Raw genomic sequence first — 19,902 nt, 5'->3', positions numbered from 1 at the left:
TGGCCGGGTCATGTCTTGCTTGCCGTCAGTGCTAAGGCGGGAGCTGTTCCGGGTAGTCTTCCAGTTTTTGGTCTGGCTCTAAGTTGCTGTGCTGCGTGGCTGTGCGAAACTACCGGTCATGGCGAATCTTTCTTTCGAGCCTGCTTACCCGTTCGAGGCGACCCTCGAAACGGACGGACGCCTGCACCTGAGCGGCCTGCCGGACGACGAGGCGGTGCAGGGCAAGGTGGTGCAGGTGCTGGCGCAGTCGCAGCCTTTTGGCGAGGCATGGGCCGCCGAGTACCGTTCCCAGGCGCTTCTTTCCGGCGCTGCGCCGGAAGTGGTGGCGACCCTGGAGGACGTGCAGGCCATTCCCGTGCCGCACTGGCGGCGCTTTCAGGGGGAGGTGCAAGGCAACGACGTGACCATTTCTACGGGCGCCCTCTCGTTCGATGGTGAGGAGTGGCAACCCTTCCCGAGGGTGGATGACGCGCGCGAGGAATCCCGGCACCCGGCGTTCGCGCTGTCGGGCGAGACGGTCGGGCGCTTCTTCGCCCTGCAGTGGCGTCAGGGCCGCATCGACATCGAACCGGATCCGCCGGGCGAGTTGCTGGAACTGCTGGAAAGCGTCGTGCAGGCGCTGAATGGTGACGGAAATGCTGCCTGGAAGGAGCGTCACGCGGTGCTGGGCGGCCCGGTGAACGTCCTGCCGGAGGCCAAGCGGAGCACGTTCGAGGTTCGTCGACTGGCTCCGTTGTTCGCGCCTTCCAACCCGCCGTTTGCGCGCCAGTACGGGTTCGAATTCTGGCCGCTGGTGCCGCTGGAGTACAGCGCCGACGGAAAGAAATGGCTGAAATACCCCATCGAAGCCGATGAAACGGAGGCCGACGCGGCGCCGGAAGTGGCCGCGCCGGTGCAGGCCGAGGACGACCCCGTGAAAGCGCTGAGCGCCCTGCTGTCCGGCGAGTCCAGCGACGATGAGGATGGGGAAGACCCCTTCGGCATGCTGTCCAGCCTGTTCGAGATGCACGCCGCGCCCGTGACCGTTCACGCCGACGGGCGCGTCGAGTGGGCCGAAGGGGACATCGACGCCGAGCACGCCGAGGCGCTGCGCCAGAGCCTGCGGCGCACGACCGGGGCAGGGGAGGCCGCGCTCTGGGACGAGCGCATGGCGGAACTCGCGCCGGAAGGCTGGGCGGGGGCGCCGGTGGCCGTCAGAATGCAGGTGATGAAGCAACTGCTGAGCGCCGCGCCGGGCATGCTGGACCAGTCCTACGCCCCCACGGCGGTCAGTCTGGACGGCGTGAGCTGGGTGAACCTCGACCCGCTGTTCGGACTGGGCGACGACGAAGATGAAGAAGAGAATGACCTGACAGGAGGAACTCATGGGTGAAGCCAAACGACGCAAGCAACTGGGCCTGATGCCCACCATTTTTCCCTTCGAGGCCGAACTGACCGCCGAGGCGAAGGCCACGCTGATTCGCGGGCCGGAAGATCCGCAACTGCGTGAGGCGACCCTTCAGGCGCTGGAAAGCACGCAACTGGCGGGGAACGCCTGGGCCAGCGAGTACCGCACCGCGCTGGTCTTCGCTGGGAAGTATCAGGGCCGGCTGTATAACGCGCAGGATGTCGAGCAGATTCCCGTGCCGCCGCTGCGCCGCATCACCGGCGAAGTGGTGCTGAACCGCACGCCCGCCGAGGTGGACGGCCCCGCGCTGGGGATTCCCGGCGGGGTGGTGCGCCTGCGCGAGCAACGCCACTCCATGGACGGGAAAAAGTGGGAGTCCCTGCCCCCCGTGCGCGACGCCGCCCGCGTGCGCCGCATCATCGACGAGAACCCCGCTTTCGGCATCGACGGCGAAACCATCGGTCAGTTCAGTGTGGAGCACTGGGCCGAGGGCCGCATCGACGTGGAACCCGAACCGCCGGCCGGAGCCCTGGAAATTCTGGAGGACATGGCCCGCGAGTGGCACGGCAGCACGCCCGACCTGTGGGCCAAGTACCACGCCGAACTCGTGCCCGAGGGCGAAGCGCCCGCCGTACGCCGCACCTTCTTCGAGCTGCGCCACATTGCGCCCCTGCAGAACCCGACGCGCGGCCTGCTGTCGGTGCGCGGCGGATACGAAATCTACCCGCTGGTCGACCCCATGTACTCGCTGGACGGCGAAACGTGGCTCAGTTACGACGATCCGGACGCCGAACCGGTCGAGGACGATTTCCTTCAGGCTTTCTCCGAGATGCTGAACATGGAAACTGTCTCGGCAGTGGTGCACGCCGATGGCCGCGTCGAATGGGACGAACAAGAGGACATTCCCGCCGGTCAGGAGGAGCGCATCCGGGCTGAACTCCGCAGTGCCACCGGTGCTGGCGACCCGGAAAAGTGGGCCAGCTGGACGCGGGACGTGATGCGCGACACCTTTCAGGCACAGCAGAGCGGCACGGAGTCAGGCCTCACCGAGAACGGCGAGTGGCCCGTCCCTGTGGCCGTGCGCCTCGACCTGGCGAAAGACGCCCTGGAAGACCCGGATCCCCTCTCGCAGACTTTCATCGAGTCCGAAATTACCTTCGACGGGGAAACCTGGCGCGACCTGTACGACGAGGAAATGCCCCCCGAACTTCTCCTGGCCATAGCGAACATGAAACCCAACCCCCCGGCCGGGGAATAGGGCGTCAAAACCCCAGAAGGACGGAGGAGCCGGAGAGCCCCGTCCCTCTCTTTGTTCGACCCTTTTCCTGATACGCGAAACTTCTTCACTCCCGCGCTCCACCTTGTTTGCATGACGCGCCCTGCCTTGCTCAGCGGTGCGCCATCATGGGGGAAAGGAGACCTCTGATGCCCCGAGTCCATGTTTTTGCGCGTGACCACATCAACACCGACGAGATCATTCCCGCCCGGCACCTGACGACCTTCGAGGAAAAGGAGCTGGCGAAGTACGCCATGGAGGATTACGACCGGGACTTCGTGAAGCGCGTGCGGCCCGGCGACATCATCGTGGCCGGCGCGGATTTCGGGTGCGGCAGCAGCCGTGAACACGCGGTGTGGGCGCTGCGTGGCGCGGGCGTCACCGCCGTGATTGCGCCCAACTTCGCCCGGATCTATTACCGCAACAGCATCAACAACGGCTTCCTGGCGCTGGAGTGTGACGGGATTGTGGGGGCGTTTCAGGACGGCGACGATGCCGAAATTGACCTGCCGGGCGGCAGCATCACCAACACGCGCACAGGGCAGGTGCTGAAGTTCGTTCCGGTACCGGAGTTCGCGCTGGACGTGCAGAAAGCCGGGGGCTGGCTGGAGTACATGCGCGACCACATGCCGGCGCCGCTCGAAGCCGAGCACCTTGAAGCCCGCAGCGCGCAGGCCGGACACGGCCATCCTGGACGCACGGAAAGCTGACGAGGCTGACCCGTAGTCCCGGAGTCCCTTCGCCCCTTAAACTTCTCCAGAGGAGAACCAACGATGCCTAAAGTCATTACCCTGCCCGGAGATGGAATTGGCCCTGAAGTGACGGCGGCGGCCGTGGAGGTGCTGCGCGAGGTGGCGCCGGACGTGACCATCGAGGAGCGTCCGATTGGCGGCCTGGCCTACGAGGCGCACGGTGAGCCGTTCCCGCAGGTGACGCAGGACGCCCTGAAGGAAGCGGACGCTGTTCTGCTGGGCACGGTGGGCGGCGCTCACGACAGTCCCTGGAACAAACTGGAGCGCCGGCTGCGCCCGGAGTCGGGACTGCTGGCGCTGCGTAAGGCGCTGGGGTGCTACGCCAACCTGCGCCCGGTGCGCGTGCAGCCGGGGCTGGAGCACCTTTCCCCCCTGAAACCGCAACTGGCGCGTGGGGTGGATATCCTGATCGTGCGCGAGCTGCTGGGCGGCGTGTACTTCGACGGTGACCGCAAGATCGACGGCGACACCGCGTACAACACCATGCGCTACACCACGGCCGAAGTCGAGCGCGTGGCGAAAGTGGCCTTCTGGGCGGCCGAGCAACGCCGGGGCCGCGTCACCAGCGTGGACAAGGCCAACGTGCTGGAAGTCAGCGAACTGTGGCGGCGCGACGTGCAGGCCCTGCGTGACCGCGAGTACCGCAGCATCCACCTCAACCACGAGTACGTCGATTCGGTCGCCATGCTGATCGTCGCTGACCCCAGCCGCTACGACGTGATCGTCACCGAGAACCTCTTCGGTGACATCCTCAGCGACCTCGCCGCCGTGATCCCCGGCAGCCTGGGCCTGATGCCCAGCGCCAGCCTGGGCGACGGTGCTGGCCTTTTTGAACCCATTCATGGCAGCGCCCCCGATATCGCCGGGAAAGGAATCGCCAACCCGGCCGCCGCCATCATGAGCGTCGGCATGCTGCTGCGCCATGGCCTCAAGCGCAGCGACGCCGCCAACCACGTCGACCGCGCCGTCGCCCTGGCCCTGCGCGAGCACCCCACCCGCGACCTGGGCGGCACCGCCGACACCAGAACGTTTACCCGCGCGGTGCTGGAGAGTCTGGGAACGCCAGCCGTCGGCTGAAACAAACCATCAAGTCTTGAGGCGGAGGCCCTGCGCTTCCGCCTTTTTATTTCTGCTTTGCCCTCAATTCAGCCACACCGCGTTCAAGATCGCTGATGCGCCGCGGCTGATGGGTGCGCTTCGACACCGCACGCAAAATCAGCACCATCCCCACCAGCAGGGCGAAAATCAGCAGCAGTTCCGGCAGGCCAGTTCCAGGCATGGCCCAGATATAGGTTCACAGATACGGGCTCAACTCCCCGAAAGTTTCCACGAAGAAGGCCAGCCCCCGGTCAGGAAGGCTGGCCTTCTGCTGAATTTTCTCAGTACTCGATGCTCTTGACCTTGTACTTCATCTGCTTGCCGTTGTCGAGGTTCACCACGAAAGCGTCGCCTTTCTTGCGGCCCATCAGTTCCTTGCCCACGGGGCTGTCGTCGCTGATGCGCGGCAGGCCGGTGCTGATCACGGTGGCTTCAGGGGCGCTGACCACCTGCACCTTCATGTCCTTTTTGGTGGCCTCGTTGCTGAGCACCACGATCGCGCCCAGTTCCACGCGGCCCTCGTTCTCGTGATCCTCGATGATGGTGGCGCGGGCCAGCGTCTCCTCGAGTTCCTCGATGCGGGCTTCGATGTTCAGTTTCTCGCGTTTGGCATCTTCCAGGCCGGTGTCTTCGTTGTCGGCGCTGGTTTCCATCTGTTCCTGCAAAATCCGGGTGGCCTCGGCCAGGCGGTTCATTTCCAGTTCCAGGTTCTTTTGCAGGCGGTCATAACCGTCTTTGGTGAGGCGGACTTGTTTGATGATCTGGGTCACTTTGACTTCCTCCACTGGTGGGCCATGCGGGGCCAAACCTGTTGGTGTGCGGGTTAAGAATTCAGCGGGCATTCTGCCACAGCCGCGTGACGCTGACAATCCAGGGCGAACAGTTCCTTTATGAAGCCGTCTATAAAGTGGGGCGCCTCAGCGGCCAGCCCTGACCGTGAAGCGCCGCTGGGGCGTCGTTAACGCCGCCCGAATCCGGTGGTGGTGGCGGGCTGCTGGGTGGTGTTGCCGCGCCCTGCTTCCCCGCGAGCCGACTCGCCGCGTGCTGACTCGCCGCGTGCTGACTCACCACGTCCCAGTGAGTCGCGTCCGGTGGCGGTGGCGGGGCCGCTGGCAAAGGTGCTGGCGGTGGGGGCGCTGATGTTCGCGCCGCCCAGGCCGGTGGTGGGGTCGTTGGCCAGGCGCGTGAATTCCTTGGGGTCGAGCGAGCGTTCCAGGCCTGCCTCGAAGGAGATCAGTTTCCGGCGGAACAGGCCCGCCAGGTAGGCGTCCATGGTGACCATGCCCTCGCGCGAGTTGGTCTGCATGACCGACACGATCTGGTAGGTTTTCCCTTCGCGGATCAGCGAGCGCACGGCGGGGTTGGCCAGCAGCAGTTCGTAGGCCAGGATGCGCCCGCTGCCGTCGGCGCGGGGCAAAAGCTGCTGGGTCATGATGCCCACCAGGTTGTTGGCCAGCTGCACGCGAATCTGGGCCTGCTGCTCCTCGGGGAACACGTCCACGATACGGTCGATGGATTCGGGCGCACTGTTGGTGTGCAGCGTGCCCATCACCAGGTGCCCGGTTTCGGCGGCGGTCACGGCGGCCTTGATGGTCTCGTAGTCACGCATTTCGCCCACCAGGATCACGTCGGGGGCCTGGCGCAGCACGGCGCGCAGGGCGTCCTCGAAGGACAGCGTATCCACCCCGATCTCACGCTGGTTGATGATGCTTTCCTTGTTGCTGTGCATGAACTCGATGGGGTCTTCGATGGTCACGATATGCAGCTTCTTGTTGACGTTGATGTAGTCGATCATGGCGGCCAGCGTGGTGCTCTTGCCGCTGCCGGTGGGGCCGGTCACCAGCACCAGGCCGCGCGGGGCGTTGGCCATGTCCACCACGCTCTGCGGCAGGTTCATGTCCTGGGCGCTCTTGATGGTGGTGGGGATCAGTCGCATGACGCCGCCCACATAGCCGCGCTGCATGAAGGCATTGACGCGGAACCGGGCCTTTTCGCCCAGCGCGAAACTGAAGTCCAGTTCGCGGCGCTCCTCGAAGGTGCGCTGCTGGCGCTCGTTCATCATGGAGTACATCAGTTTGCGGGTATCGGTGGCGCTCAGGGGCGTAAAGCCCTGGCTGTCGTACTTGCCCGACAGCTTGTACTGCGGGGCCAGGCCCGCGGTGAGAATCACGTCGGAGGCGTTCAGTTCGGCGGCGAGGCGCAGGATATCGGTGATGTCGACTTGACTGCTGGTCTGTGACATGGACTGGGTCATGGGGGGCTTCTCCGGGCAAGGAAAGAAAGGGGCGGGGATCGGGGTGAGGGGCAGTTAGAGATCGGGGCAGCGCTCAGTTGGCGGTGACGGCCAGCACTTCCTCCAGCGTGGTCAGGCCCTGCAGGGCCTTCTCGATGCCGTCCAGGCGCAGGGTCTTCATGCCGGTTTGTTCCACGGCGATGTCCTTGATTTCGTTGGAGGACTTGCCGCCGCTGATGGCCTTGCGCAGGGTGTCGTCGATCACCATCAGTTCGTGAATGCCCATGCGGCCCTTGTACCCGGTGCCGCCGCAGCGTGGGCAGCCCGCGCCGCGCACCAGCTGGGCGCCGCGCAGCTCGCGCTCGGTGATGCCGAGGCGGCGCAGCACATCCGGGTCGGCGTTGGTGGGGGCCTTGCAGTCCGGGCAGACCCGGCGCACCAGGCGCTGGGCCAGTACCCCGGCCACCGCCGCCGAGATGTTGAAGTTCTCGACGCCCATCTCCTCCAGGCGGGTAATGGCGCCGGGCGCGTCGTTGGTGTGCAGCGTGGCCAGCACCAGGTGACCCGTCAGCGCCGCTTCCACCGCGATCTCGGCGGTTTCGGTGTCACGGATTTCCCCCACGAAGATGATGTCGGGATCCTGACGCAAGAAGGCCCGCAGGGCCTTGGCGAAGGTCATGCCGGCGGCGTTGTTCACCTGAGACTGGTTGATGCCGGGAATCTCGTATTCCACCGGGTCTTCGATGGTGGTGGTGTTCTTCTCGGGGCGCGCGATGCGCTTGAGGGTCGAAAAACTGGTAAACGACTTGCCCGAACCCGTCGGCCCGGTCACCAGGAAAATGCCGTTGGGGCGATCGATCACGTCCAGGTAACGCTGCATGTTGTAATCCGAGAACCCCAGCTGCTCGATCTCGGGAATGTTGGCGGCTTTCTGCAGGAGGCGCATCACGGCCTTTTCGCCGTACACCGTGGGCAGGGTCGACAGACGCAGGTCGAGGTCGATGCTGCCTTTCTTGAAGCGTACGCGCCCGTCCTGCGGAACGCGCCGCTCGGCGATGTCCAGTTTGCCCATGATCTTGATGCGGGCCAGGACGCTGGACGCTGCCCCTTTGGGCAGGTCGTTCTGGTCGCGCAGCACCCCGTCGATGCGGTAGCGGACACGCACGCTGTGCTCGGACGGCTCGATGTGAATGTCGCTGGCGTCCTGCAAGGCGGCCTCGCGGATGATGTTGTCCACCACCTTCACGATGGCGTTGTCATCCATGCCCGCCGTCAGGTCGACCTCTTCCTCGCGGGCGGCGGCCTTGCGGTCCAGTTCCTGCTTGAGGTCCGCCATGCCGGTGTTGCCGTAGTAGCGCTCGATCAGGCGAACGATGTCCTTTTCGGCCATGACCGCCGGGATGATCTCGCGGCCCGTGATCAGCTTCAGGTCGTCCAGCGCGAACACGTTGCGCGGGTCTTTCATGGCGACCACCATGCTCTGACCCTGCATGCGGATGGGAATCACGCCGTAACGCCGGGCGGTGCCGTCCTGAATGTTGCTGGCCGCCACCACGCCGGAGTCGGGCGGGTTCTGTACCGGGTCGAGGAACTCGTAACCCAGCTGCGCCGCGAGGCTGCGCGCCAGCATCTCCGGGCTGAGTTTCCCGGACTGTACCAGCGTGTCTTCCAGGCGTCCGCCCCCGGCGTTCTGTTTTTGCAGGGCGCCGTCCACCTCGTCGGCCGTGGCGAAGCCCAGATCCAGAATCACGTCGCCCAGCGCCTTGACCTTGCCCTCGCGGGCCTGCACCTGCAGGGCTTCGCGCAGCTGGTCACGCGACAGGGTGCCCTGCTGCACCAGTTGCTCGCCCAGCCGCCCGCGCTGCGGGTAGAACTCCTCGATCAGGCGCTCGACCTCGCGCTGGCGCGTCAGGATCAGTTGCACGGGTTTGCCCAGCAGCGCCTCGATGTCCGCCTGCTTGCGCGGGTCGCTGGTCAGCACCGTCACGCCGCGCCCCGATTCGTCGACCGGCACCGCCAGCAGCCTCAGTGCGTCGGCCCGCAGCATGTTCCCCAGGGTCTCCTCGCTGGGCTGGAAGCCGCTCGGTTCGCGCAGGTACGTGGTGCCCGCCTGTTCGGCCAGCACCTCGAACAGTTGATCCTCGGTGACGGCGCGCTGGCTCAACAGGACGGCTCCCAGCGCCTCGCCGGTCTGCTGCTGGGCGTCAAGGGCCACCTGCAACTGCGCGTCGGTCAGGTAGCCGCGGCTCATCAGGCGCTGCCCCAGCCGCCCGCTGAGGGCCTTGGTTTCCGAGGGCATCGGCACGTCCAGGTTCAGTTCGGGGTAGTGGCTCGACAGGCACCACATGATCTCGTCGCGCATGGCCTGGTACGGCTCGATGTTGTAGCCGCTCTCGTCTTCCAGGTTCTCGATGACGATGCTGGACAGCGGATCGACCAGCGCCACGCGCAGCGTCTGGCCCTCCAGCGCGAACGGAAAGGCCAGCGAGGCCAGGGCCGTGCGCCCCTGCACCGCCCCCACCGCCTGCGGGTCCGGGTTGACCACCAGCAGGCTCACCAGCGGGATGCCCAGGGCCTCCTCGATGGCGCGCGCGATGCGTTTCTCCGCAACGATGCCGGTGTCGATCAGCACGTCCGCGAGGCGGCCCCCCACCTCGGCGTGCCGTGAGAGGGCTTTTTGCAAATCCGCGTCGTTCACGTATCCCTGCTCCAGCAGCAGCGAACCGAGCCGACGATCACCTATCGAAAGAGCCAACGTTCATTCCTCCGTTCCGAATGCTCCCGCAAGACCACCCGTGCGCGGTGCGTGAGGGGCAAAGCTGATCCAGACTACCGGTTTCCAGGGTATGTGCGGCGCTGTCACAAGAATCTGATCCGGGAAACTGCCGTCCCTGGGCCAGTCAATGCGGCCAACGGTGGCCGTAGCGCCCCAGCACCTGGCGTTCCAGCAGCCGCGCCGCGCGGGTGTGCGGCAGGCCATTGTCCGCCAGCGGCCGCACCAGAATGGTGTGCAGGCCCGCCAGATTGCCACCCAGTACGTCCGTGAACACCTGATCCCCGACCATGCCCACCTGCTCGGGCGGCAGGCCCAGTTCGCGCGCACCCCGTTGGAAGGCGCGTGGGTGGGGTTTGCCCGCCATGCCGACGCCCGCGAAAGCCAGGCGGCTCAGCCAGAAGTCGGCGCGTTTCCCGGTGGCGTTGCTCAGCAGGTACAGCCTGATCCCCGCGTCCTGAAGGTCATGCGCCCAGCGCACCACCTCGGTGTTCTCCTGGTAACTGCGGTAAGGAATCAGGGTGTTGTCCAGGTCGAGCAGCAGCCCGCGCAGGCCGCGTGCCGCCAGAAATTCCGGCGTGATCTGCTGCACGTGATCGATCAGGTCGGCGGGGCGCAGCAGATTCATGCCTGTTCCCCCGGCAGGCCGATCACGGCCCACATGCGCCCGGTCTGTCCGGCGTCGCGGCGGTACGAATAGAAATCATCTTCGGTGGAGCAGCGGCCACTGACCCACACGTCCGTTACCCCGGCGCGGCGCAGCAAAAAGGCGTTCGCGCCCGCCAGGTCGATGCGCGCTCTGCCCTGGCCCTGGAGGATAAATTCACCCAGCCCGGCCGCCCTGAATTTCTCTGCCACGTCCTCACCCACCTCGAAGCGTTCCCCGCAGATGCCCGGCCCGACCGCCGCGTGAATCCGTGAAGGGTCGGCGCCCAGCCGCGTCATGGCCCCCACCACCTGGCCCGCGATGTCGCCCACGGTGCCCTTCCAGCCGGCGTGCGCGGCGCCCAGCACGCCCGCTTGCGGGTCAGCCAGCAGCAGCGGGTAGCAGTCGGCTGTGCCGATGGCCAGCAGGACGCCCGGCTTTGCTGTCACCAGGGCGTCGCCCACCCACACGCCTGGCCCCGCAGCCGTGATCACGTCGGTGCCGTGAACCTGATCCAGTCGGGCGAAAGCGGTTGCGGGAAAGCCCAGGGCCCCGGCCAGCCGGGCGCGGTTGCGGGCCACGGTGATCGGGTCGTCGGCCCGGTCGTCCAGATTCAGGCCAGCGTAAGCGCCGGTCGACTCGCCGCCGCGCCGGGTGGTGAAGGCATGCGGCACGTTCAGGTTGGGCGCGTAAAGCAGGGGAGAGGTCACCCGAACAGCCTAACTTGCGCCGGGCAAGGGGGGGCAGAGTGGCCTGGCCCGCGTTTCTGTTCCGGGCGTAACGCATACAATGGGGGCGTGATTGCTTACCTGTCCGGCGTGGTGCGTGAAGTGCGCGAGAGTAGCGCCGTCGTGGTCGCGGGGGGTGTGGGGTACGAGGTGCAGTGCCCCAACAGCACCCTCGCCAAACTGGTGGTCGGCCAGAACGCTGAATTCAGCACGCGCTTCGTGGTGCGCGAGGACGCTCAACTGCTGTTCGGGTTCAGTGACGCCGACAGCCTCCGGCTGTTCGACCTGCTGACCAGCGTTTCCGGGGTCGGGCCGAAACTGGGCCTGGCGCTGCTGTCGGCCATGCCGGTCTCGGCCCTGGCGCAGGGCCTGCTGAGCGGTGACGCGAAACTGCTGTCCAGCGTGTCCGGCGTGGGCAAGAAAACCGCCGAGCGCCTGGTGCTGGAACTCCAGGGCAAAGTGCCGGAGCACCTCGCGGCGGGCGCCACGAGCACGGGGGGCAGGGCCGCGCGGATCACCACCACCGCCAGCCGCGACGCCATTGAGGCGCTGCTGGCACTGGGCTTCCGCGAGGCGCAGGTGCGCGCGGCGGTGGCCGAACTGGTGGCGGCCGAACCGGACGCCAGCGCCGACGCCCTCATCCGTAAATCGCTCGGGAAACTGCGTTGACCGGCGCTTCGCCCTCCGACTCCGAGGTCGATCTTCAGGACGCGCCGCATACCACGGCGGGCAAGGGCCGCGAACAGAAGGTCTCGTGGCTGGAACTGTTTTTCGACCTGATTTTTGTGGTGGCCTTCGACCAGCTCGCCAAACGCCTGGGTGACGCGCCCACCCTGGAGAATGTGGCCGCCTTCACGCTGATGTTCCTGGCGGTGTGGTGGGCCTGGGCGGGCAACGCGCTGCTGTCGGCCCGCTACGGCAACGAGGGCCGGGTCTACCGCTGGGGCACCGTGCTGGAACTGATCTCGATGACCCTGATCGCTGTCACCGTGCGCGGCGACCTGCACCAGACCGGCTGGATGTTCGCCGCCGCCTACGGGGTCAACCGCGTGATTCAGGGGGTCACGTCCCTGATGGAGGGCCGCACGCACGCCGGCCCCTTCGCCCGCCGCAGCGGGGGCGGGACGCTGGTGGTCGCGGCGCTGTGGCTGGGGTCACTGGCTCTGCCGTCCGGCAGTACCGCGCAGTTCGGGGTGTGGGTGGGGGCGCTGCTGAGCGACCTGCTGCTGCCCCTGATGATTCGCCGCAGCCAGACCAGCCAGACCGACCTACCGCACGAGGAACACCTGCCCGAGCGGGTGGGCCTGCTGCAGATCATCGCGCTGGGCGCGGTGCTCAACGAAGTGGTGGGTGGCAGCCGCCGCCAGGAACTGGGCGTACAGACCCTGGTGCCGGCCCTGATGTCGATTCTGACGGTGGTGGCGCTGTGGCGGTTGTACTTCGACCAGGCCCGCGCCCTGCCCCTGCTGTTCGCGCACCTCGGGGGCCAGCTGGGGCGCTTACAGGCGTGGCTCTACGGTCATGTGCCCTTTACCCTCAGCATCGTGACGCTGGGCGTGGGGCTGGGCCACGGCATCAGCGAGGCCGACGCCCGAAAAGACGCCATTCAGCAGCAGTTCGTGGTGTGGCCGCTGGTGGGCGCGTTTCTGACCCTGGCCTTCCTGCGCCTCAATTCCCTGCGTGCGGCCCATTTCGGACTCTGGGGGGGTTCCCTGGCGGGTCGCCGGCGTGACCGCAGCCTGCCGGCCGTGCTGGTCGCGGCGGCCCTGGTCGGCACGCTGGCCTTTCTTGACCTCAATACCCTGCAATTGCAACTGCTGGTGGCCGCCGTGGCCGTGCTGGCCGCCATCGTGGTCGCCACCGACCCGGTGACGCGCCAGCTGGGCCGCCTGGAGGAAAAAGTGAACGAGGTGGTCACCGAGGCCGGCTCCAGGGCTAGCGCTGAGGAAGGCAGCGGGGGCTGACCATGACGGCCCCGCACCTGGCCCTGAACGTCACCGCCCTGCTGCTGGCGGGCCTGCTGCTGCTGGGCCTCAGCCTGCAACGGGGCTGGCGCCAGGATCAGGCCCGCTGGCCCCACCACGCCCTCTTCTTCGCCGTGACCGTCAGCCTGGCCCTCAGCCTCTTTCTGCTGTGGCGCCGTCACCTGCCCGTCTGGCCGCTGCTGCCAGCCCTGGCCCTGCTGCTGTCCATGCCGCTGACCCGGCCCGGTCAGGCCAACCACTGGCAGCGCGCCCTGCTGGTCACCCTCGCCTTCATGTTAGGCGTTCTCATCACCGTTCGTTAATGGCCCTGGCCGCACGCCACTGTCCCCGCCCCGTTCCCCCGCTATCTTGTGCCCCATGACAAGACCAGGCGGTCAGGGCCGCTCGCAGACGCTGGAGCGCACCGGGACGCAGCGGCCCCGGCTGTGGCGCGTGCTGCTCCTGAACGACGACTACACGCCCATGGAGTTCGTGGTGCTGGTGCTGGAACGCTACTTTCGCAAGGCCGAGCAGGAAGCGCAACTGATCATGCTGGCCGTGCACCACAAGGGTCAGGGCATCGCGGGCGTGTACACCAAGGACGTGGCAGAAACGAAGGTGGCGCAGGTGACCGACCACGCCAGGCGCGAAGGTCACCCGCTGATGGTGGTCGCCGAACCGGAGGACACCCCATGATTACCGAGGCATTGCAAGAGGCCCTGCAACGGGCCGCTGACCTGGCGCGCGAGGCCGGGCACGAGTACGTCACGCAGGAGCACCTGCTGTACGTGCTGCTCGACGACCCCGAGTGCCGCGAGGCGCTGCTGGCCCTGGGGCTGGATATTCAGCGCCTGCGCACCCGGTTGCTCGACGGCCTGGATGACCTGGAGGTCGTGCCGGGGGGCGCGCAGCCGGAATTCACGCTGGGCGTTCACCGCGTGGTGCAGGGCGCAGTGCTGCAACTGCACGCCAGCGGCAAGGGCCACGAGCAGGCAGGGGGGCTGCGCGTGCTGGTCGAACTGATGGAGGAGGAAGACAGCCCCGCCCGCGCCGCGCTGGAGGGCCTGGGCGTCACGCGCCTCGACCTGCTGGGTTACCTCTCGCACGGCACCGCGAAAGTCGAGGGCCGCAGCCGCGAGCGCCGCGTGGCCGGGGTGGACGGGGTGCAGGAGCCAGAGCCGGAGGCCCCCGCCGAACAGAACCCGCTGGAAGCCTACGCCAGCAACCTGACTGCGCAGGCCCGCGCCGGGGAATTCGACCCGGTGATCGGGCGCGACACCGAACTGACACGTATGACGCATATCCTGGCGCGGCGCACCAAGAACAACCCGGTGCTGGTCGGTGAACCGGGCGTGGGCAAAACCGCCCTGGCCGAGGGCCTCGCGCAGCGCGTGGCCGACGGAAAAGCGCCGGGGTTCCTGAAGGGCGCGGAGGTGTACGCCCTCGACCTGGGCGCGCTGCTGGCCGGCACGCGCTACCGCGGTGACTTCGAGCAGCGGCTCAAGGGCGTACTGGCCGAACTGGAGGGGCAAAACGCGGTGCTGTTCATCGACGAGCTGCACACCCTGGTCGGCGCGGGTGCCACCGAGGGCGGCAGCGTGGACGCCGCCAACCTGCTGAAACCCGCGCTGGCGCGGGGCACGGCTCATGGCAAGGGGCTGCGGGTTCTGGGCGCGACCACGCCCGCCGAACTGCGCCACCTGGAAAAAGACCGTGCCCTGTGGCGGCGCTTTCAGACCGTGGACGTGCCCGAACCCTCCGAGGACGACGCCCTGAAAATCCTCCGGGGCCTCGCGCCGCGTTATGCCGAGCACCACGGCGTGAAGTACACCCCGGACGCGCTGGACGCCGCCGTGAAACTCAGCGCCCGTTACCTGCGCGACCGCTTCCTGCCCGACAAGGCCATCGACGTGCTGGACGAGGCCGGGGCGGCCCTGTCGTCGGCCGGCAAGACCGGAAAAATTGGCGTGAAGGACATCGAGGCCACGGTGGCCCGCATGGCCCGCGTGCCGGTGGGCAGCGTCAGCGCCGAGGAAACGAAGTCCCTCGCCACGCTGGAAGAAGACCTGAAAGGTCGCGTGTACGGTCAGGATCAGGCGGTGCAGACCGTCTCCAGCGCCGTGAAACTGGCCCGCGCCGGCCTGCGCGACCCGCAGAAACCGCAGGGAGCGTTCCTGTTCGCTGGCCCTACCGGAGTCGGGAAAACCGAACTGGCCCGCGCCCTGGCCGACCGCCTGGGCCTGGAACTGCTGCGCTTCGACATGTCCGAGTACCAGGAAGCGCACACGGTGGCCCGATTGATCGGTGCCCCTCCCGGTTACGTGGGCTTCGACCAGGGCGGCCTGCTGACCGACGCCATCGCCAAAAATCCGCACGCGGTGCTGCTGCTCGACGAAATAGAGAAGGCCCACCCGGACGTATACAACATCTTCCTGCAACTCATGGATCACGGCACCGTGACCGACCATGCCGGGAAGAAAGTCGATGCTCGCGGCGTCATTCTGATCTTTACCACCAACGCCGGGGCCGCCGACGCCAGCCGGCCGGCCCTGGGCTTTTCCCGCGAGGGCCGCGCCGGCGAGGAAGCCGAAGCGGTCAAGCGCACCTTCACGCCGGAATTCCGCAACCGCCTGGACGCGGTGATTCACTTCAGGCCCCTCGCGCGCGAAGTGATGGGGCACGTCGTCACGAAGTTCCTGAACGAACTGATCGCGCAACTGACGGAACGGAACGTCACCCTGACCGTCAGCGAGGCCGCCCGCGCCCGCCTGGCCGAGCTGGGCTACGACCCGCTGATGGGCGCGCGCCCGCTGGCCCGCGTGATCGAGGAACGCCTGAAACGCCCGCTGGCCGACCTGCTGCTGTTCGGTGAACTGAAGGGTGGGGGAGAGGCCCATGTGGACGTGCAGGGCAATGAATTCACCTTCGGTCACACGCCCGCCGGGGCCAAGCCGGCGCGGAAAACACGCCCGGCCTGAGCGCTTGCGCTGAAGGTCGGCTGGAGCGGAGGGCTCCCCGTCCTCGGTAGACAAATACCGGTCAGGGGACTTGCATCCCGGCTAATCCCGAGTATTCTAGTCGGGTATATGGATGACGTGCCTCTCGCTACGCTGCACCCCGGCCAGTCCGGTCACGTCGTCTCGCTAGACCGGGAGCACCCGCTGCGCCGCCGCCTGCTGGAACTGGGCTTCGTGCGCGGTGCCAGGGTCACGGTGGTGCGCTGCGCCCCCATGGGCGACCCCACCGAACTGCGGATCGGTGGCAGCGCCCTGGCCCTGCGCCGGGCCGACCTGCACGGCATCACGGTGCGGCAGTGAGCCAGGCTGTGACCGCCATGCCTGCCCCACGCCCGCCTGGAGCCCTGGTGCCCGACGAGCAGGCCTGCCGCGACACCATTCAGCGCCTCCAGGCGGTCCGGGAGCCGCGGATCGTGGTGGTCGGCAACCCCAACACCGGCAAGACCACCCTCATCAACGCGCTGGCGGGCACCAACCTGAAAGTCGGCAACTGGGCGGGCGTGACCGTCGAGAAGCGCCAGGCCGACCTGCAACTTCAGGGGCGCACCATCCATCTGCTCGACCTGCCCGGCGCGTACTCGCTCAGCCCCTACACTCCGGAAGAACTGGTCACGCGCACGGCCCTGCTCGACGAGGGGCCGGATGTCATTTTGAACGTGCTGGACGCCGGTAACCTGGAACGCAACCTGTACCTGACCCTGCAACTGATGGACTTCCGGATTCCCGTCGCGGTGGCGCTCAATCTGGTGGACGAGGCGAAGGAAAAAGGCCTGACGGTGGACGCCGCCGCGCTGTCCCGCGCGCTGGGCGTGCCCGTTACCGAGACGGTCGCCAGCCGCCAGCAGGGAACAAAGACACTGCTGGAACACTCGCTGAAACACGCCACGCTGGGCATCGGCGTGCGCTACCCCGCCGCCATCGAGGACGCCGTGGCCGACCTGACCGGGCGCATGGCGTACCTGCCCACCCTGCCGCCGCACGCCTGGCGCTACCTGGCGCTGGCGCTGCTGGAAGGCGACCCCAGCGTGCGCGGGCGCCTCAGCGCCACCGGCCACACGGCCTTAATAGACGCCGCCGACGCGCACCTGGCCGCACTGGAAACGCAGGACACCGACGCCCTGATCGACATTGCCGAGGCCCGCTACGCCCGCGCCGGGGACATTGCCCGCCTGGCGGTGCCGCAGGTGCAGGCGCGGCGTACCCTCTCCGAGAAACTCGACCGGCTGACCCTGCACCCCCTCTTCGGAATTCCGCTGTTTCTGGCGCTGGTGCTGCTGGTGTTCCGCCTGACCTTCAGCGTCGCCTCGCCGTTCGTCGACCTGATCGGCGAGCCGCTTCAGGAGACCGCGGCGGGCTGGGCCTCGGCGCTGCTGGTGTCCCTTCCGCTGCTGCGTGACCTGGTGGTCGGCGCGATCATTCCCGGCGTGGGCACCGTCCTGAGTTTCCTGCCCACGCTGCTGGTGCTTTACCTGGCCATGAGTTTCCTGGAGGACAGCGGGTACATGGCCCGCGCCGCCTTCCTGATGGATCGCCTGATGCGCTCCCTGGGCCTGGACGGTCGCGCCTTCATTCCCCTCATTCTGGGCTTCGGGTGCAACGTGCCCGCCGTGAGCGCCACCCGCACCCTGGAACGCCGCAGCGACCGCGTGCTGGTCAGCATGATCATTCCGTTCATGAGCTGCTCGGCCCGGCTGCCGGTGTACGTGATCTTCGCCGCGGCGCTGTTCCCCCGCTCCGGCAGTTGGATCGTCTGGAGCATGTACCTGCTGGGCATGCTGATGGCCTTCCTGTTCGCGTGGCTGCTGCGGCGCACGGCCCTGCCCGCCGAGGGGGGCGGCGTGCTGCTGGAACTCCCCCCGTACCGTTTCCCGGCCTGGGCGGTGCTGTGGAAGCACGCCTGGCGGCGCACCAAGAGCTTCGCCAGACGCGCCCGCACCACCGTTCTGGCCACCGTCGCCGTGGTGTGGCTGCTGCTGGCCCTGCCTGCCGTGTCCGGCGGGAAGTTCGCGCAGGTCGACCCGAAAGACAGCGTGTTCGGAAGCGTTGCGCAGGCGGTGTCGCCCCTCTTCGCGCCGCTGGGCTTCGGCAACTGGCAGGCCACCGGTGCCCTCGTTCCGGGGTTCATTGCCAAGGAGGTCGTGGTCGGCACGCTCGGCCAGATCTACCTGGGCGAGCAGGCCGCCGCCCCCGCCCCACTGGGCCTGATTGAAGGAACGAAACAGGCGCTCGGCGCCACCTGGGACGCCCTGAAAACCAGTGTCGCCGCGATTCCCACCGTCCTGGCGCTGCCGCAACTGGGCGCAGACACCGGCGCCGACCAGAAAAGCCCGCTGGCGGCCGCCCTGGCCAGGGCGTTCACGCCCGCCTCGGGCCTGGCTTACCTGGTGTTCGTGCTGCTGTACACGCCCTGCATCGTGACCGTGGGGGCCATCGCGCAGGAACACGGGCGGCGCGTGGCCTGGATCACCGTGGCTTACCAGCTCGCCGCCGCCTGGATCATGGCCTTCCTGGTGTACCAGTTGGCCCGCGCGCTGGGCCTGTGAGGGCAACAAGGTGACTGCTCCACTCGCGCAGATTCTCCAGGCCATCGCGGGGCAGCCGCGCACGCCCGGCGAACTGGCCCGCCAACTCGGCACCACCGAGGACGTGCTGGGCGGCATGCTGCGCACCCTGCACGGGGGCGGGTTTGTGCAGGAAGCCCAGAGCGGCGCGGGTGCGTGCTCCTGCGGCCCCTGCGCCCTGAAAAGCCTTTGCCGCAACGCCGAAAGCGACACCCCGAACCTCTCACTGCTGCGCCTGACCGCCAGAGGCGAGGCGTACCTGCGGCGAAGTCAGACCTGAAGTGTCCTTGCCGGAGTGGCAGAATTCGCCGCGCCTAACCCTGTTAGCCTGACCGTATGACCGCCCCCCCACGCTCCACCGGCAACCCCGTGACCATCGCGGCGGTCAGCGTGGTTGTGGCCCTGACCGTGCTGGCCCTGAAATTTATCGCCTACCGCCTGACCGGCAGTATTGCGCTGTACTCGGACGCGCTGGAAAGCATCATCAACGTGGTTGCGGCGGGCGCGGCGCTGCTGGCCCTGTGGGTCTCGCAGCGCCCGGCCGACAAGACCCACCCTTACGGGCACACCAAGGCCGAGTACCTCAGCGCGGTGGTGGAAGGCGTCCTGATCGTGCTGGCGGCCTTCAGCATCCTGCGCGTGGCGATTCCGGACTTGCTGAACCCCAAACCCGTCGAGGCCACTTACCTGGGCATGGGTGTCAACCTGGGCGCCAGTGTGCTGAATTTCCTGTGGGCCAGCTTCCTGCTGCGGTTCGGGCGCACGCACCGCAGCCCCGCGCTGGTGGCCGATGGCAAGCACGTCATGAGCGACGTGGTCACCAGCGTGGGCGTGCTGATCGGTGTCGTCGCCGCCAAGCTCACCGGATGGGCCGAACTTGACCCCCTTCTCGCCATTGTGGTGGCGCTGAACATCCTCTGGAGCGGCTGGCACCTGCTGTCCGACAGTGTCGGTGGCCTGATGGACAAGGGCGTGGACGAAAGCACCGAAAGCCGCATCCGGCACGTCATGAGCACCCACGCCAGCGGCGCCCTCGAAATGCACGACCTGCGCACCCGCCACTCCGGCAAGGTGACTTTCGTGGAATTTCACCTGGTGGTGCCCGGCCAGATGACCGTCGCGCAGGCGCACGCCATCTGCGACCGCCTGGAAGAAGCCGTGACCAACGAACTGGAAGGCGCTCACGTCACCATTCACGTCGAACCCGAGGAGAAAGCCAAGCACCACGGCGTGCTGGTCATTTAAAGGGGAGGGCTGCCTCCATGCCCACGCTTCACGGCGCAACTGGAACCGTTTACCGAATGACGCCCTGAAGTGGAACATTCGCCCCACCTGACTGCCTTGTTTCCTGCGGAGCCAGGCCAAGCCAGTTCGATCTGCTGGTTAGAGAACCAGGGCGAACTGGCCTTTTTTCATATGGTTTGGGAGCTCAGGCCCGTGCGGCCGAGTGAACTTCCTGGCTTTGAC

General features: G+C 67.2%; 19 protein-coding genes. 13 read left to right on the top strand and 6 right to left on the bottom strand.

The genetic code is table 11. The annotated features are described in order from the left end of the window. The first annotated feature begins 118 nt into the window (after window positions 1-118). The 4 genes from E5Z01_RS07095 (at window position 119) to leuB (ending at window position 4,492) form a co-directional block, all read left to right on the top strand. Window positions 119-1,372, top strand: coding sequence for a hypothetical protein (locus E5Z01_RS07095; protein WP_135228728.1), 1,254 nt, complete (start codon window positions 119-121; stop codon window positions 1,370-1,372). Then, window positions 1,365-2,645 carry a hypothetical protein gene (locus E5Z01_RS07090; protein ID WP_135228727.1) on the top strand — a complete coding sequence of 427 codons (1,281 nt, stop codon included), beginning with the start codon at window positions 1,365-1,367 and terminating at the stop codon, window positions 2,643-2,645. Before E5Z01_RS07095 ends, E5Z01_RS07090 begins: the two co-directional genes overlap by 8 nt. A 167-nt stretch (window positions 2,646-2,812) precedes the next feature. Next, window positions 2,813-3,373 (top strand): 3-isopropylmalate dehydratase small subunit, encoded by a 561-nt coding sequence (locus E5Z01_RS07085; protein WP_119766098.1) that lies wholly within the window; start codon window positions 2,813-2,815, stop codon window positions 3,371-3,373. A 63-nt stretch (window positions 3,374-3,436) separates the two neighbouring features. After that, window positions 3,437-4,492: a 3-isopropylmalate dehydrogenase gene (gene leuB, locus E5Z01_RS07080; RefSeq protein ID WP_119766099.1), complete on the top strand. Its 1,056-nt coding sequence runs from the start codon at window positions 3,437-3,439 to the stop codon at window positions 4,490-4,492. Between the two features lie 46 nt (window positions 4,493-4,538). On the opposite strand, the gene E5Z01_RS19440 is transcribed toward leuB, so the two are convergent. The 6 genes from E5Z01_RS19440 to pgeF form a co-directional block, all read right to left on the bottom strand. After that, entirely contained in the window at window positions 4,539-4,694 is a 156-nt protein-coding gene (locus tag E5Z01_RS19440; RefSeq protein ID WP_167757812.1) for a hypothetical protein, read from the bottom strand. 100 nt (window positions 4,695-4,794) lie between these two features. Continuing rightward, window positions 4,795-5,283: a GreA/GreB family elongation factor gene (locus E5Z01_RS07075; protein ID WP_119766648.1), complete on the bottom strand. Its 489-nt coding sequence runs from the start codon at window positions 5,281-5,283 to the stop codon at window positions 4,795-4,797. A 188-nt stretch (window positions 5,284-5,471) separates the two neighbouring features. Next, on the bottom strand, window positions 5,472-6,767 hold the full coding sequence (locus E5Z01_RS07070; RefSeq protein WP_240738219.1) for a PilT/PilU family type 4a pilus ATPase: 1,296 nt from the start codon (window positions 6,765-6,767) through the stop codon (window positions 5,472-5,474). A gap of 73 nt (window positions 6,768-6,840) precedes the next feature. Beyond that, a complete protein-coding gene (locus tag E5Z01_RS07065; protein WP_167757811.1) occupies window positions 6,841-9,501 on the bottom strand; it encodes an ATPase, T2SS/T4P/T4SS family in 2,661 nt (886 codons plus the stop codon). Window positions 9,502-9,646: 145 nt separating this feature from the next. After that, window positions 9,647-10,147, bottom strand: a complete 501-nt coding sequence (locus E5Z01_RS07060; RefSeq protein ID WP_119766100.1) for a YqeG family HAD IIIA-type phosphatase — start codon at window positions 10,145-10,147, stop codon at window positions 9,647-9,649. Next, on the bottom strand, window positions 10,144-10,875 hold the full coding sequence (gene pgeF, locus E5Z01_RS07055) for a peptidoglycan editing factor PgeF (protein WP_135228726.1): 732 nt from the start codon (window positions 10,873-10,875) through the stop codon (window positions 10,144-10,146). Before pgeF ends, E5Z01_RS07060 begins: the two co-directional genes overlap by 4 nt. Before the next feature lie 87 nt (window positions 10,876-10,962). Here pgeF and ruvA point away from each other — a divergent pair, with 87 nt between their 5' ends. From ruvA to mntE, 9 genes are all read left to right on the top strand, one after another. Further along, window positions 10,963-11,562, top strand: a complete 600-nt coding sequence (ruvA, locus tag E5Z01_RS07050) for a Holliday junction branch migration protein RuvA (protein ID WP_135228725.1) — start codon at window positions 10,963-10,965, stop codon at window positions 11,560-11,562. After that, the gene (locus tag E5Z01_RS07045) at window positions 11,559-12,857 is read left to right on the top strand and encodes a low temperature requirement protein A (protein WP_135228724.1); all 1,299 of its coding nucleotides are present in this window, start codon (window positions 11,559-11,561) and stop codon (window positions 12,855-12,857) included. The genes ruvA and E5Z01_RS07045 overlap by 4 nt, the downstream gene beginning before the upstream one ends. A 2-nt stretch (window positions 12,858-12,859) precedes the next feature. Continuing rightward, entirely contained in the window at window positions 12,860-13,180 is a 321-nt protein-coding gene (locus E5Z01_RS07040) for a hypothetical protein (RefSeq protein WP_135228723.1), read from the top strand. Window positions 13,181-13,235: 55 nt separating this feature from the next. Beyond that, complete coding sequence (gene clpS, locus E5Z01_RS07035; protein ID WP_135228722.1) at window positions 13,236-13,553, top strand: ATP-dependent Clp protease adapter ClpS; 318 nt, start codon at window positions 13,236-13,238, stop codon at window positions 13,551-13,553. After that, the gene (locus tag E5Z01_RS07030) at window positions 13,550-15,835 is read left to right on the top strand and encodes an AAA family ATPase (protein ID WP_135228721.1); all 2,286 of its coding nucleotides are present in this window, start codon (window positions 13,550-13,552) and stop codon (window positions 15,833-15,835) included. The genes clpS and E5Z01_RS07030 overlap by 4 nt, the downstream gene beginning before the upstream one ends. Before the next feature lie 108 nt (window positions 15,836-15,943). Beyond that, entirely contained in the window at window positions 15,944-16,174 is a 231-nt protein-coding gene (locus tag E5Z01_RS07025; RefSeq protein ID WP_135228720.1) for a FeoA family protein, read from the top strand. Between the two features lie 17 nt (window positions 16,175-16,191). Continuing rightward, window positions 16,192-18,417, top strand: a complete 2,226-nt coding sequence (feoB, locus tag E5Z01_RS07020; protein WP_135228719.1) for a ferrous iron transport protein B — start codon at window positions 16,192-16,194, stop codon at window positions 18,415-18,417. A 10-nt stretch (window positions 18,418-18,427) separates the two neighbouring features. Continuing rightward, the gene (locus E5Z01_RS07015; RefSeq protein WP_135228718.1) at window positions 18,428-18,715 is read left to right on the top strand and encodes a MarR family transcriptional regulator; all 288 of its coding nucleotides are present in this window, start codon (window positions 18,428-18,430) and stop codon (window positions 18,713-18,715) included. A gap of 56 nt (window positions 18,716-18,771) precedes the next feature. Continuing rightward, window positions 18,772-19,680: a manganese efflux transporter MntE gene (gene mntE, locus E5Z01_RS07010; RefSeq protein WP_135228717.1), complete on the top strand. Its 909-nt coding sequence runs from the start codon at window positions 18,772-18,774 to the stop codon at window positions 19,678-19,680. Window positions 19,681-19,902 lie beyond the last annotated feature (222 nt).

Source organism: Deinococcus fonticola (assembly GCF_004634215.1).
Lineage (GTDB): Bacteria > Deinococcota > Deinococci > Deinococcales > Deinococcaceae > Deinococcus > Deinococcus fonticola.
Note: the sequence above shows the minus strand (reverse complement) of the source record. Positions and strands in the feature narration are given on the sequence as shown.